This is a genomic window from Micromonospora sp. NPDC002296, assembly GCF_040296145.1.
GTDB lineage: Bacteria > Actinomycetota > Actinomycetes > Mycobacteriales > Micromonosporaceae > Micromonospora.
This window is the reverse complement of record NZ_JBEOWQ010000014.1, coordinates 140,317-153,631: the sequence shown is the minus strand read 5'-3', so window position 1 is coordinate 153,631 and position 13,315 is coordinate 140,317. Positions and strand designations below refer to the sequence as shown.

Here is a 13,315-nt window from a genome sequence, read left to right as displayed (position 1 = left end):
CGGGCGGCGACGATGTCGCCGCCCGGCCGGTTCTGTCACACCGCACCACCCACCCCTCGTCGAACTGAGAGCAGGTTTCCGTGAGCCGGGCCCAGCGCGCGTCTTTTCCTGCGGATCGGCGGGGGGCGGCGCCGTCCGGGGCCGTCCGGCACGCCACCGGGGCACAGCCCGGGCGGGCCGGCGGGTCGACCCGGGCGGTCACCCGCACGCTGAGTGACGACCCGCTGGGCGGCACGGCACGCCGTACCGTGCTGCCCAGCGGGCTTCGCGTGCTCACCGAGGCGATCCCGGCGATGCGCAGCGTCTCGTTCGGCATCTGGGTCTCCGTCGGCTCCCGGGACGAGACCGGCCCGCAGGCCGGCGCCGCGCACTTCCTGGAACACCTGCTCTTCAAGGGCACCCACAAGCGCACCGCGCTGGACATCTCCTCCGAGATCGAGGCGGTGGGCGGCGAGACGAACGCCTTCACCACGAAGGAATACACCTGCTACTACGCCCGCGTGCTGGACGAGGACCTGCCGCTGGCCATCGACGTGATGTGCGACGCGGTCGCCGACTCGCTGCTGGAGCCGGCCGACGTGGAGACCGAGCGCGGCGTCATTCTCGAAGAGATCGCCATGCACGACGACGAGCCCGGCGACGAGGTGCACGACCTGTTCGCCCGTGCCGTCTACGGCGACCACCCCCTCGGCCGGCTGATCTCCGGCACCGAGGAGACGGTCACCCCGATGACCCGCCGGCAGATCCAGAGCTTCTACCGCCGCCACTACACCCCGGCGCAGATCGTCATCGCCGCCGCCGGCAACCTCGACCACGCCGCCGTGGTCAAGCTGGTCCGTCAGGCGCTGGCCGGGACCCCGCTGGATACCGACCCGGGCACGCCGGCCCCGCACCGTCCGGCCACCCCGGCGGTACGCGTGAAGCCGGCCACCACCCTGGTCGAGCAGAAGGAGACCGAGCAGGCGCACGTCATCATCGGCTGCCCCGGCATCGACCGCGTCGACGAGCGGCGCTTCGCCCTCGGGGTGCTCAACAACGTGCTCGGCGGCGGCATGTCCAGCCGGCTGTTCCAGGAGATCCGGGAGCGGCGCGGCCTGGCCTACTCGGTCTACTCCTACGCCAGCCAGTACGCCGACAGCGGCCTGTTCGCCGTCTACGCCGGCTGCGCGCCCGGGAAGGTGGACGAGGTGCTGAAGCTCACCCGTACCGAGTTGGCCCGGGTGGCCGCCGACGGGCTGACCGAGGCCGAGGTGGCCCGGGGCAAGGGGATGAGCAAGGGCGCGTTCGTGCTCGGCCTGGAGGACACCGGATCCCGGATGAGTCGGCTCGCCAAGGGGGAGCTGCTCTACGGCGACCTGATGCCGGTCGACGAGCTGCTGGCCCGGGTCGACGCGGTGACCGTGGAGGACGTGAACGTCCTCGCCGCCGAGCTGCTGGCCCGCCCGATGTCCCTCGCGGTCGTCGGCCCGTTCGGCGATCGGGACTTCACCTCCTGACCGCCGTGCCGCCCCATCGGCGGCGGCACGTGGGACGGTCGGCGGTCGGCCCGGTGCGGTCGGCCCGGCTGGGATAGGTTGTGCCCCGTGACTGACGAGCTGGGGAAGAGCCCTGAAGGGCTGATCCGGGTCGGCGTGCTGGGCGCCCGGGGCCGGATGGGCATCGAGGTGTGCAAGGCGGTCGACGGGGCGTCCGACCTGGAACTGGTGGCGACGATCGACCAGGGCGAGGACCTGCTCGCCGCGTCCGACGCCGGTGCCGGGGTGGTCGTCGACTTCACCACCCCCGACGTCGTCATGGACAATCTGCACTGGTGCATCGAGCGGGGCATCAACGCGGTCGTCGGCACCACCGGCTTCACCGAGCAGCGGCTCGAGCGGGTGCGCGGCTGGCTGGCAGACAAGCCCGGGGTCGGCGTGGTGATCGCCCCCAACTTCGGCATCGGCGCGGTGCTGATGATGCAGTTCGCGGCGCGGGCGGCCCGGCACTTCGAGTCCGTCGAGATCATCGAGCAGCACCACCCGCGCAAGCTCGACGCACCCAGCGGCACCGCCACCCACACCGCCCGGCGGATCGCGCAGGCCCGCGCCGAGGCCGGCCTCGGCCCCGTTCCGGACGCCACGAAGGACGAGGTGGCGGGTGCCCGGGGGGCCGACATCGACGGGGTACGCGTGCACGCCGTGCGCGCCACCGGCCTGGTCGCCCACCAGGAGGTGCTGTTCGGCACCCTGGGTGAGACGCTGACCATCCGGCACGACTCGTACGACCGGGCGTCGTTCATGCCCGGCGTGCTGCTGGCCGTCCGCGCGGTGCGCAACCGCCCCGGCCTCACCATCGGCCTGGACCCGCTGCTCGACTGACCCGGCCCCCGCCGCGCGACCGGCCCACAGGCCGCCCCGTCGGCGGCCGGCGCCCACCGCGGTCGCGGCCGGCCGGCGGCCCGGGGGGACGGAAAGCGATCGCCGGGCGGGCGGACCGGCCCTAGGCTCGCCGGGTGATCGACTCGAACCTCCGCGACCGCGCCGGGCGGCACGTCACCCTGCGCCCGGTCGACGACGACAACTGGCGGGCCGTCGCCGACGTGGTGCCCCGCGACGACCAGCGGGCCTGGGTGTACCCGATGGCGGCCCGCTACCTGCTGATCAGCGCCCGCGGCGACGTCTGGACCTCCCTGGCGGTGTACGCCGACGAGGCCGTCGTCGGGCACGTCATGTGGGGCGTCGACGACGACGGTTCGCGGTGGATCGGCGGCATGGTCGTCGACGCCACCGAGCAGGGCCGGGGGGTGGGCGCTGCCACCGTGACCACCCTGGCCACCTGGCTGCTCGCCCAGCCGGGCTGCCCCGCCGTACGCCTGTCGTACCACCCGGAGAACCTGGCCGCTGCCGCCCTCTACCCCCGCCTGGGCTTCACCCCGACGGGCGCGGTGTCCGACGACGAACTGGTCGCCGAACTCACGCCACTCCCGCTCCCCTGACCGTCCCGCCGGGGCGCCCTCGCGTTCGGCCCAGGGCCGGTCAGTCGGCGGGGGCCGGGTCGTCGGCGGAGACCGCGACGTGCAGCCGGAGCTGGTTGACCAGCATGTCGTCCACGTCGAGGGCCCGGGCCGCCCCGTCGGGCTCCCAGCCGGCGGTGGTGAGGAACTTCCGGGTCGCCGGGTCGGCGTCGAACGCCCACGCCACCGCGCGGGCGAAACCGTCGGACCGCCACAGGTCCACGCTCGCGGCGAGCAGCCGGCTGCCGTGCCCGCGTCGGCCCCAGCGCGGCTCGACCAGCAGGTCCGTCACCGCCACCACGTCGGGCCCGAGCGCCTCGGCCGGCTCGTTCGGGGCGAGTGACTCGGCGTCGGCCGGACCCGAGGCGACGAACCCCACCAGATACGATTGCTCGGCCTGTTCGACGGCGACCAGCACCCGGTGCGCGCCCGAGGGCGGCTCCTGCACGGCCGCACTCCACCGCCGGGCGAGGTACGCCTCGTCCAGGTTGTCGAGCACGTGCCGGGGCAGGATCCGGCGGTAAGCGACCCGCCAGGTCGCGAGCTGGATGTGTGCGATCTCGCCGGCGTCTTCGGGACGCGCCGGGCGGACGTACCCGAGAGCCATGGGACGTGAGCCTACGCAGGGCGAGGGGGACGATGGTGGCGCAGGGTGCCGAACGGACGACCGGGCAGGCCATCGTCGTCTGCTGCCTCGCGGTCGCGGTGGCCGGTTTCCTGTCGATCGCGGCCGTGCGGCACGGGTTCTTCGACCTCAAGGTCTACTACGGCGCGCTGAACTTCTGGGTGCACGACGGCGGGGAGATCTACGACTTCCTGAAGCCCGGCACCCAGTACGGCTTCACCTACCCCCCGTTCGCCGCACTGGCGATGCTGCCGATGGCGGTGCTGCCCTGGACGGCGGCGATCGTGGTGAGCGTGGCCGCGTCCGTGGTGGTCAGCGCCGTGCTGATCTGGTGGCTGGTCGACCCGATCGCCCGCCGCGCCGGCTGGACCCGCTGGTACGCCCTCGCCGTGGCGCTCCTGCTGGCCGCCGCGTTCGAGCCGATGCGCGAGACGGTCAACTTCGGCCAGGTCAACATGCTGCTGCTGTTCCTGGTCGCGGTGGACCTGCTGCGGCTGCTGCCGGCCGGCAACCGGTGGGCCGGGGTGGGCATCGGCCTGGCCACCGCGATCAAGCTGACTCCGGGGATCTTCATCGTCTACCTGCTGGTCACCGGGCGCTGGCGGGCGGCGCTGACCGCCGTCGGCGCCACCGCCACGGCCAGCCTGGTCGCCGCCGCGCTCTTCCCCGACGCGTCCCGGGAGTTCTGGACCTCGGCACTGTGGAACACCGGCCGGGTCGGCGAGCTGGCGTTCGTGTCCAACCAGTCGCTGCGCGGCGTGGTGGCCCGGCTGAACCCCGAGCACCCCAGCAGCCTGGCCTGGGCGGTGCTGGTGCTGGCCACCCTCGCGGTCTGGGCGTGGCGGTCCCGGGCCGCCGCGGCGGCCGGCGACGAGGCCACCGGCCTGGCGCTGACCGGCGCGGTGATGTGCCTGGTCAGCCCCGTCACCTGGGTGCACCACCTGGTGTGGCTGCTGCCGGGGCTGATCCTGCTGGTCGACAACGGCATGGCCGCCCCCGCCCGCAGCCGCAGGCGCGGCGTCCTGCTGGCCGCCGCCGCGATCGGGTACGGCTTCCTGATCAGCCGGATCGTCTGGGCCTGGGAGAAGGACTTCACCGGCGTCGACGGCTTCCTCGGCAGCAACACCTACGTCTGGATCAGCCTGGCCCTGCTGCTGTTCCTGCCGGTCCGGAGGTGGGCCGCGCCGGCCGGGCTCGGGTCGGGCGGGGAGCCGCCGCCGGCCGGGTCAGCCGTCGAGGCGCCCGGCGTAGCGCAGCTCGACCAGACCGAGCGGGGGCGCTCCGCCGGCCAGCGGCACGCGATAGGTCGTCCGCTCGCCGTCCGGTGACAGCCCGGCCCGCTCGTAGAAGCGGCGGGCCCGCCGATTGTCCTGGAGCACCCACAGCCGGTAGGCGCTCCAGCCCCGACCGGTCAGCCGCTCCTTCGCCGCCGCCAGCAGCCGCCCGCTCGTCCCGTCCCCCCAGTACGCCTTCTCGACGTACATGGTCAGCACCTCGCCGAGGGTGTCATCCAGGTCGGCCCGGTCCTGGTTGTTCCGGTACGGCCCGAACGTGGTGAACCCGACGACCGCACCGTCCCGCTCGGCCAGCAGGGTGGTGAACGGGTGCTCCGGGTCGGCCGTGCCGGTGTCCCGCCGCCGCTGCGCCCAGGCGGCGACGTTGAGCCGGTCCAGCACCTCGTCCGGCATGAACCCGGCGTAGCCGTCCTGCCAGCCGTGCACGTGCACCCGGGCGACCGCCTCGGCGTCGTCCGGCTCCTCGGGGCGGATGATCAGCATGCGTCCGTTCTATGCCCCGGTGGGCGCGTCGTCCAGCGAGCCGCACCGGTGTCGTACACCTGGTTTAGGGTGCCCACGATGGTCGCACCGGAATCACTCTCGCTCGCCCAGGCCCGGCGGGTGGCGCTGGCCGCCCAGGGCTTCGTCGACCCGGCCCCCGCCGGGGCGCTCACCCGTCGGCATCTGCGTCGGGTGCTGGACCGGGTCGGGCTGATCCAGATGGACTCGGTCAACGTGCTGCAACGCGCGCACTACCTGCCGCTCTACAGCCGGCTCGGGCCGTACCCGACGGCGCTGCTCGACGCGGCGGCCTACCGCCGCCCCCGGGAGTTGTTCGAATACTGGGGGCACGAGGCGTCGCTGGTCCCGGTCGAGCTGCACCCGGCGCTGCGCTGGCGGATGGCCCGGGCGCACGACGACGCCTGGGGCGGGATGCGCGGCATCGCCCGGGAGCAGCCGGGTCTGGTCGCCTGGGTGCGTGACGAGGTGGCCGCCCGGGGGCCGCTGACCGCCGCCGAGATCGAGCACGACGCCCCCCGGGAGACCGGCAACTGGGGGTGGAACTGGTCGGCCGTGAAGAAGGCCCTGGAGTTCCTGTTCTGGGCCGGCGAGGTGGCCGCCGCCGACCGCACCACGTCCTTCGCCCGCCGCTACGACCTGGCGGAACGGGTGCTGCCCCCGGCCGTGCTGGCCGCGGCCACCCCGACCGACGCGGAGGCGTACCGGGCGCTGGTCGGGATCTCCGCCCGGTCGCTCGGGGTGGCCGCCGAGCCGGAGCTGCGCGACTACTTCCGCCTTCCGGTGGCCGGTGCCCGGCGGGCGATCGCCGAGCTGGCCGAGGCCGGCGAGCTGACCCCGGTGACGGTGCGCGGCTGGCGGCAGCCGGCCTGGCTGCACGCCGGCGCCCGGCTGCCCCGCTGGGTGCGGGGCAACACGCTCGTCAGCCCGTTCGACCCGCTGGTCTGGGAGCGTGGCCGCGCCGAACGGCTGTTCGGCCTCAGCTACCGCATCGAGATCTACGTGCCGGCCCCGCAGCGGGTGTACGGCTACTACGTGCTGCCGTTCCTCCAGGGCGAGCGGTTCACCGCCCGGGTCGACCTGAAGGCCGACCGGAGGGCGCGCGTGCTGCTGGTCCCGGCCGCCTGGGCGGAGCCGGGCGTCGACCCGGGGGAGACGGCCATCGCCCTGGCGGCCGAGCTGTACCGGCTGGCCGGCTGGCTCGGGCTGGACGCGGTAGCCCCCCCGGCGGCCGGCGACCTCGCCGTCCCGCTGGCCGCCGCGCTGAGGAGCGGGCCCGGTGTACCGTGAGCGGCGTGACGAGCGTTGACGGCCCGGCCGCTCGGCCGGACGCCCAGGCCGGGGGCGCCCCCGCCCCACAGCCCGCGCCGGCCGGCGCCCCTGCCGATTGGCCGGCGGGCCAGCAGCCCGGCCCGGCTTGGCCGGCGGGTCAGCAGCCCGATGGCGCGTGGCCGGCGGGTCAGCAGCCGGATGCCGCGTGGCCGCCGCCGGGGGCGTACCCGGTGGCGGAGCCGGACCGGTTGACCCGCTTCGTCATGCGGGTCTACGACCGTTCGCCGCGTTGGGCGGTGCCCCTGGCCGCGCTCGGCTGCGTCGGCCTCGGCGTGGCGTACGCGCTGCTCAGCGACCCGACCCGGGCCGCGCCCGACGCCGCCCCGAGCTGCCTGCTGAAGCTCACCACCGGGCTGGACTGCCCGGGCTGCGGCGGCACCCGCGCGCTCTGGTACGTGCTGCACGGCGACGTGCCGGCCGCCGCCCGGCACCACTTCCTCTTCGTCTTCGCGCTGCCCTTCCTGACGTACCTGTTCGTGGCCTGGGCCGGGAAGCAGGCGTTCGGCTGGCGGCTGCCGGAGCCGCAGATCAGCTCGAAGCTCATCGGCGGGTTCCTGGCCCTCTGGCTGGTCTTCTCGGTGGCCCGAAACCTCCCCTGGGCCCCCTTCACCTCCCTCTACGTCTGAGCCCTGCGTCTGGCGCCCGCTGGTCTGCCGATCCGGTGGCCCCCGGGCCCGGACGGGTGGTGCCGCGGGTAGGGGTCCGCGGGTCCCTTGGAGCTGGCACCCCGGCATCCCCCCGCCTCCGGTGGGTGGCGGTGACCGATGTTGCACCGGGCGAGCCTGGCTTGGGCGCGCCGGTGGGTGGCCACTACAGTCCCAGGAATGCCGGAGATGGTGCAGCCCCAGGTCAAGCTGATCGCGTGGACCCAGTTCCAGGCCCCGGACGACGTGCCGTGGTCGACCGACGCCGAGGGTGGCCAGGCGCTCGCCGAGTTCGCCGGCCGGGCCTGCTACCAGAGCTGGAAGAAGCCGAACCCGGCCACCGCCACCAACGCCGGCTACCTGGCGCACATTCTTGAGGTCGGGCACCTGTCGGTGCTGGAGCACGGCTCGGTGAGTTTCTACTTCACCGGGGTGTCCCGCTCCCTCACCCACGAGCTGATCCGGCACCGGCACTTCTCGTACTCCCAGCTCTCCCAGCGGTACGTCCCGGAGCGCGACGCCGCCATGGTCGAACCCCGGGCGATCGCCGAGGACCCGGAGCTGCACAAGCGGTTCGTCGAGGCCGCCGAGGCCAGCGTGCGGGCGTACACGGAACTGCTGGAGGGCCTCGAAGAGCGGTTCGCCGACGAGCCCAACCCGACGCTGCGCCGCAAGCAGGCCCGGCAGGCTGCCCGCGCGGTGCTGCCCAACGCCACCGAGACCCGGATCGTGGTCACCGGCAACTACCGCGCCTGGCGGCACTTCATCGCGATGCGGGCCACCGAGCATGCCGACGTGGAGATCCGGGAGTTGGCGGTGGAGTGCCTGCGCCAGTTGCAGGGGGTCGCCCCGAGCGTCTTCGCCGACTTCGTCGTCAGCACCCTGCCCGACGGCACGCAGGTCGCGGTCAGCCCGCACGGCGAGTGAGTCCTGAGCCCTTCCCCGCCGACCCCCCGGTGGTCGTCCGCTAGGTTGTGAACATGACGCACGACCACCCAGTTGCCGCCGAACGGGCGGTGTCCCGCCCGTTCGGTCGACTGCTCACGGCCATGGTGACCCCGTTCACCGCCGACGGCTCCCTCGACCTCGACGGCGCCGTACGGCTCGCGGGCCACCTCGTCGACGAGCAGGGCAACGACGCACTCGTGATCAACGGCACCACCGGCGAATCGCCCACCACCACCGACGCGGAGAAGGAACGTCTGATCCGGGCCGTGGCGGAGGCGGTCGGCGATCGGGCCAGGGTGGTCGCCGGGGTCGGCACCAACGACACCCGGCACACCATCGAGCTGGCCGCGGCGGCCGAGAAGGCCGGCGCGCACGGCCTGCTCGTGGTGACCCCGTACTACAACAAGCCGCCGCAGAGCGGGCTGGTCCGGCACTTCACCGCGGTCGCGGACGCCACCGGACTGCCGATCATGCTCTACGACATCCCGCACCGCGCCGGGGTGCCGATCGCCACCGAGACCCTCGTGCGGCTCGCCGAGCACGGCCGCATCGTCGCGGTCAAGGACGCCAAGGGCGACCTCGCCGCCACCTCGTGGGTGACCAGCCGCACCGAACTGGCGTACTACAGCGGCGAGGACTCGCTCACCCTGCCCGCCCTGGCGGTCGGCTGTGTGGGTGTGGTCGGCACCTCGACCCACTTCACCGGCGCACTGACGAAGCGGATGATCGAGGCGTACGACGCGGGCGACACCGGCACCGCGTTGGCGCTGCACCGGCGGCTGCTGCCCCTGTTCACCGGCATTTTCCGTACCCAGGGCACCATTTTGGTCAAGGCGGGCCTGGCAGCCAAGGGCCTGCCCGCGGGCCCGGTACGACCCCCGCTGGTGGACGCCACCGACGACGAGATCGCCCAGCTGCGCGCGGACTGCGCGGCGGCGGGTCTGGAGCTCCCCGAATGATCGAACGACACGACGGACGCCGGGTTACGGCGTCGCAGAATGAGGTGGACGCGTGACCGAGGCGCACAACGAGAGGGAGCTGCCCCCGCCGCTGCCGGAGGGTGGCCTGCGGATCATCCCGCTCGGCGGGCTCGGTGCCATCGGTCGGAACATGACCGTCTTCGAGTACGACGGCAAGCTGCTGATCGTCGACTGCGGGGTGCTCTTCCCCGACGTCGAGCAGCCGGGCGTGGACCTGATCCTGCCCGACTTCGGGCCGATCCTGGACCGGCTCGCCGACGTGCAGGCGATCGTGCTCACCCATGGCCACGAGGACCACATCGGCGCGGTGCCGTACCTGCTCGCCCACAAGCCTGACATTCCGCTCGTCGGCTCCCAGTTCACCCTCGCCCTGGTCGAGGCGAAGCTGGCCGAGCGGCGGATTCAGCCGTACACGCTGACCGTGCGGGAGGGCGGTCGGGAGCGGCTCGGCCCGTTCGAGTGCGAGTTCTTCGCGGTCAACCACTCGATCCCGGACGCCCTCGCGGTGGCCATCCGTACCCCCGCCGGCCTGGTGCTGCACACCGGCGACTTCAAGATGGACCAGCTCCCGCTGGACGGCCGGATCACCGACCTGGCCGGCTTCGCCCGGCTCGGCGCCGAGGGCGTCGACCTGCTGCTGTCGGACTCCACCAACGCGGAGATCCCCGGCTTCGTCACCCCGGAGCGGGAGATCGGGCCGGTGCTCGACTCGATCTTCGCGAAGGCGAAGGGGCGGATCATCGTCGCCTCGTTCGCCTCGCACGTGCACCGGGTGCAGCAGGTCTTCGACTCGGCCGCCGAACACGGCCGCAAGGTCGCGCTGATCGGCCGCTCGATGGTCCGCAACATGGGCATCGCCCGGGACCTCGGCCTGCTCAACATCCCGGCGGGCCTCGTGGTCGGCATCGAGGAGGCGACCACGCTGCCGCCCGAGCAGCTTCTGCTGATGTCCACCGGCTCACAGGGCGAGCCGATGAGCGCGCTGGGCCGGATGGCCAGCGGCGACCACCGGCACATCACCATCGCCCCCGGCGACACGGTGGTGCTGGCGTCCTCGCTGGTGCCCGGCAACGAGACCTCGGTGTACCGGGTGATCAACCGGCTGGCCCGGGCCGGCGCGGTGGTGGTGCACAAGGACGTGGCGAAGGTGCACGTCTCCGGCCACGCCCCCGCCGGCGAGCTGCTCTACCTGCTCAACGTGGTCCGCCCGAGCAACCTGATGCCGGTGCACGGCGAGTGGCGGCACCTGCGGGCGCACGCCCGGCTCGGCATCGAGTCCGGGGTCGCCCCGGACCGGGTGGTGCTCTGCGAGGACGGCGACGTCGTCGACCTGGTCGAGGGCCGCGCCAGCCTGGTCGGCCACGTGAAGAGCCGGTACGTCTACGTCGACGGCCTGGCCGTCGGCGACGTCAGCGAGTCGCTGCTCACCGAGCGGCGCATCCTCGGCGACGGCGGCTTCATCGCCACCACCGTGGTGGTCGACTCGGTCACCGGCAAGGTGGTGGCCGGCCCGACCCTCTCGGCGAAGGGCTTCTCCGAGGACCCGGAGGCGTTCAACCCGGTTGTTCCGCTGGTCACCGATGCGCTGAACCGGGCTGCGGCGGACGGCATCACCGACCCGCACCAGCTCCAGCAGATCGTCCGGCGCACCGTCGGGCGCTGGGTCAACGACAAGTACCGGCGTCGGCCGATGATCGTCCCGACTGTCGTCGAGGTCTGACGGCCCACACCTCACCGCGCGTCCCGACGCCGGCCCGCCCCTCGGGGTGGGCCGGCGTCGGCCGTCGGCCCTGGAGTCAGGGGAGGGCGGCGACCGCCTCCGCGTACGTGACGCCGGTGTCGACCGCCGCGGTGACCAGCACGTCGAGTTGCGCCGGGGCCACCCCGTGGGCCAGGTCGGTGGTGACGTCGCCGGCCAGCACCAGCTCCCCGCCGTCGTCGTGCGCGTACGCCTTGGGCAGCAGCCGGTCGTGGTTCCAGGCGTTGCAGAAGGCGTACGCCTCGGCGCGCCGGCCCGCCGGCAGGCGCCGGGTGGCCAGCACCCGTACGTGCAGGATCTCGCCCCGCTCCCCGGCCTGCCGGAACTCGATCACCGCCGGGTCCCACCGCCCGACCACGGCCCCGCCGGTCCGCATCGTCCAGGCGTCACCGCGCCGGTCCAGGGCGGCCGTGACCAGGGCGATGGTCAGCGCCCCCGGTTCGTCGTCGGCCAGCCCGTCGTGTCCGCCGTCGCCGTCCGTGCCGTCGCCGTCCACCTCGTCTGCGGGCAGCGGGACCGGGTCGGCGACCGGCCGTTCGGCCAGTCGGGCGGCGATCCGGCCGGACTGGTGACCCGTGCCGTTGCGGGCGTCGAAGCTGCCCGCGAGCCCGGTCGCCAGCTCGGCCAGCAGCCCGCCGAGCCGGGCCACCTCGACGTCCCCGCCCGCCCGGCCGGCGGGGTGCGGTTCGGGCATCCGCCGGTCGCCCCGCCCGGCCTCGGTGGCGAGGGCGCACAGCAGCGCCCCGGCGGCGGCGAACTCCATCGTCGCCATGTCGTCGGCCGGGTGACCCAGCCGGGGCACCTGCTCGGCGAGGATGTCCAGGCCCCGGTCGAGGTGCCCGCCCAGCGCGCAGAACCGCAGGTGCGCGGCGAGGTACGGGAAGGCCGCCCGTTCCCGCCGGTGCCGCCGGTACGCCTCGACGTGCGCCCGGGCGGCCCGCTCCGGCTCACCGGCGCGCAGCAGCGGCAGCAGCGCCCCGGCCAGCGCCCGCTCGGGCTGGTCGGTGCAGTACGCCGAGCCGGACGCCGGCTCGTCGAACAGCGGGCGCAGCTCGGCCAGGGCCGCCGCCCAGTCGCCCCAGCCGGTGAGCAGTTCGGCTCGGCGGGACGGGGCGCAGCCCCGACAGCCGGCGGCCGGGTCGGCGGGGGCGGTGCGCCAGCGGTCGTACCAGCGGCGGGCCGCCGGCTCGTCGCCGAGGTGGTCGGCGAGCCGGCAGCGCAGCTCGGTCACCAGGTCGCCCGGCGTGTCGTCCGCGTCACCCGGCCCACCGGGGGAGCGGGCGAGGTCGTCCAGCTCGGCCCGGGCCTGGTCCAGCCCGACCCGGGGGGTGGCGAACACCGACTCCACCGCGAAGCGCTGGTAGCGGCGCAGATCGACGCCCCGCTCGCCGGCCGGCCCGGGTACCCGGTCGAGGAGCTCCCGGCAGCGCCGGACCGGCTCGAACAGCCGCCACCGCTCACCCTGCCGAAGGTACGCGTCGATCAGCGCGAACCGGGCGTCCAGGCCGGTGCGCGGGTCGCCGGCCGCCTCGGCGGCGGCGGCGACCCGTTCCAGCTCGGCGGCGCGCGGCTCGGAGTCGGGCAGGTCCCGTGCGGCGGCCAGCGCCTCGGCCGGGCTCCGGTCGCCACCGGTCGGCCCCCGGGACCGGCCTGCCCCGTGGCCCCCGGGCCGGCCGTCCCACGGGCGCGGCTGCCCGGCCGTCCCGGTCACTGCCGTGCCCCGCTTGCCAGCTGCCCGACGGCGGCGGCGAGCTGGCAGCCGGTCGAGATGCCGCAGTCGAGCAGCTGGTCGAGCTGGTGCGGGGTCACCCCGCGTTCCAGGTCGGTGATCACCTCGCCGCAGACCAGGGCGCGCCCGTCGTCGTCGACGTGCACGAACGCCTTGGGCCAGTAGCGGTCGTGGTTCCAGGAGTTGCAGAAGGCGTGCAGGGTCGGCACGTACTCGATGGGGAAGGTCGGCCCGGCGACGGTGCGGACCTGGAGGATCTCACCGGCGGCGCCCATCCGCAGGAACCAGATGAGACTGTCGTCCCAGCGGCCGAGCAGCCGACCCTGGGGGTTCACCGAGACCGCGTACCCCCGGGCGTGCAGCACGGCGGCGATCAGCTCGCCGGTCAACGGGCGCAGCGTTCGGCCAGGCCCGGCCAGGGGGCCGTCCGGGCCGTCCTCGAAATCCGGCGACGCCATCGGGCATCCCTTCTGAGGCGAATAACACAACGGGCGGCGCCGTCAGTGCTGC

At 74.2% G+C, this 13,315-nt stretch carries 13 protein-coding genes; 9 read left to right on the top strand and 4 right to left on the bottom strand.

Going from position 1 to position 13,315, the window contains the following annotated elements; all coding sequences use genetic code 11:
- Positions 1-80: 80 nt before the first annotated feature.
- From ABT023_RS14485 to ABT023_RS14475, 3 genes are all read left to right on the top strand, one after another.
- Positions 81-1,496: a M16 family metallopeptidase gene (locus tag ABT023_RS14485; RefSeq protein ID WP_502890674.1), complete on the top strand. Its 1,416-nt coding sequence runs from the start codon at positions 81-83 to the stop codon at positions 1,494-1,496.
- An 87-nt stretch (positions 1,497-1,583) separates the two neighbouring features.
- Positions 1,584-2,357, top strand: a complete 774-nt coding sequence (dapB, locus tag ABT023_RS14480; RefSeq protein ID WP_350885388.1) for a 4-hydroxy-tetrahydrodipicolinate reductase — start codon at positions 1,584-1,586, stop codon at positions 2,355-2,357.
- Positions 2,358-2,491: 134 nt separating this feature from the next.
- Positions 2,492-2,974: a GNAT family N-acetyltransferase gene (locus tag ABT023_RS14475; RefSeq protein WP_350885386.1), complete on the top strand. Its 483-nt coding sequence runs from the start codon at positions 2,492-2,494 to the stop codon at positions 2,972-2,974.
- A 40-nt stretch (positions 2,975-3,014) separates the two neighbouring features.
- Here the strand turns inward: ABT023_RS14475 and ABT023_RS14470 are convergent, their stop codons facing one another.
- The gene (locus ABT023_RS14470; RefSeq protein WP_350885384.1) at positions 3,015-3,599 is read right to left on the bottom strand and encodes a GNAT family N-acetyltransferase; all 585 of its coding nucleotides are present in this window, start codon (positions 3,597-3,599) and stop codon (positions 3,015-3,017) included.
- 35 nt (positions 3,600-3,634) lie between these two features.
- Here ABT023_RS14470 and ABT023_RS14465 point away from each other — a divergent pair, with 35 nt between their 5' ends.
- A complete protein-coding gene (locus tag ABT023_RS14465; protein ID WP_350885410.1) occupies positions 3,635-4,945 on the top strand; it encodes a glycosyltransferase family 87 protein in 1,311 nt (436 codons plus the stop codon).
- Here the strand turns inward: ABT023_RS14465 and ABT023_RS14460 are convergent.
- Complete coding sequence (locus ABT023_RS14460) at positions 4,844-5,395, bottom strand: GNAT family N-acetyltransferase (protein ID WP_350885382.1); 552 nt, start codon at positions 5,393-5,395, stop codon at positions 4,844-4,846. The two genes, ABT023_RS14465 and ABT023_RS14460, sit on opposite strands and share 102 nt — an antisense overlap.
- Positions 5,396-5,473: 78 nt before the next feature.
- Here ABT023_RS14460 and ABT023_RS14455 point away from each other — a divergent pair, with 78 nt between their 5' ends.
- From ABT023_RS14455 to ABT023_RS14435, 5 genes are all read left to right on the top strand, one after another.
- The gene (locus ABT023_RS14455; protein ID WP_350885380.1) at positions 5,474-6,703 is read left to right on the top strand and encodes a winged helix-turn-helix domain-containing protein; all 1,230 of its coding nucleotides are present in this window, start codon (positions 5,474-5,476) and stop codon (positions 6,701-6,703) included.
- Positions 6,700-7,371 (top strand): DUF2752 domain-containing protein, encoded by a 672-nt coding sequence (locus ABT023_RS14450; RefSeq protein WP_350885378.1) that lies wholly within the window; start codon positions 6,700-6,702, stop codon positions 7,369-7,371. The genes ABT023_RS14455 and ABT023_RS14450 overlap by 4 nt, the downstream gene beginning before the upstream one ends.
- 207 nt (positions 7,372-7,578) lie before the next feature.
- Positions 7,579-8,316: an FAD-dependent thymidylate synthase gene (thyX, locus tag ABT023_RS14445; protein WP_350885408.1), complete on the top strand. Its 738-nt coding sequence runs from the start codon at positions 7,579-7,581 to the stop codon at positions 8,314-8,316.
- Between the two features lie 53 nt (positions 8,317-8,369).
- Positions 8,370-9,296: a 4-hydroxy-tetrahydrodipicolinate synthase gene (dapA, locus tag ABT023_RS14440; RefSeq protein ID WP_350885376.1), complete on the top strand. Its 927-nt coding sequence runs from the start codon at positions 8,370-8,372 to the stop codon at positions 9,294-9,296.
- 52 nt (positions 9,297-9,348) lie between these two features.
- Positions 9,349-11,037 (top strand): ribonuclease J, encoded by a 1,689-nt coding sequence (locus ABT023_RS14435; RefSeq protein WP_350885374.1) that lies wholly within the window; start codon positions 9,349-9,351, stop codon positions 11,035-11,037.
- Positions 11,038-11,113: 76 nt separating this feature from the next.
- Here ABT023_RS14435 and ABT023_RS14430 read toward each other — a convergent pair whose 3' ends face one another.
- Positions 11,114-12,787, bottom strand: a complete 1,674-nt coding sequence (locus ABT023_RS14430; protein ID WP_502890673.1) for a type III secretion system chaperone family protein — start codon at positions 12,785-12,787, stop codon at positions 11,114-11,116.
- Positions 12,784-13,263, bottom strand: coding sequence for a type III secretion system chaperone family protein (locus tag ABT023_RS14425; protein WP_350885372.1), 480 nt, complete (start codon positions 13,261-13,263; stop codon positions 12,784-12,786). The genes ABT023_RS14430 and ABT023_RS14425 overlap by 4 nt, the downstream gene beginning before the upstream one ends.
- Positions 13,264-13,315: the final 52 nt, after the last annotated feature.

What these genes read in the sequence shown, in the direction of transcription:
- ABT023_RS14470 (WP_350885384.1), bottom strand. Translation starts at nt 3,599, where the DNA reads ATGGCTCTCGGGTACGTCCGCCCGGCGCGTCCCGAAGACGCCGGCGAG.
- ABT023_RS14460 (WP_350885382.1), bottom strand. Translation starts at nt 5,395, where the DNA reads ATGCTGATCATCCGCCCCGAGGAGCCGGACGACGCCGAGGCGGTCGCC.
- ABT023_RS14455 (WP_350885380.1), top strand. Translation starts at nt 5,474, where the DNA reads ATGGTCGCACCGGAATCACTCTCGCTCGCCCAGGCCCGGCGGGTGGCG.
- thyX (WP_350885408.1), top strand. Translation starts at nt 7,579, where the DNA reads ATGGTGCAGCCCCAGGTCAAGCTGATCGCGTGGACCCAGTTCCAGGCC.
- dapA (WP_350885376.1), top strand. Translation starts at nt 8,370, where the DNA reads ATGACGCACGACCACCCAGTTGCCGCCGAACGGGCGGTGTCCCGCCCG.
- ABT023_RS14425 (WP_350885372.1), bottom strand. Translation starts at nt 13,263, where the DNA reads ATGGCGTCGCCGGATTTCGAGGACGGCCCGGACGGCCCCCTGGCCGGG.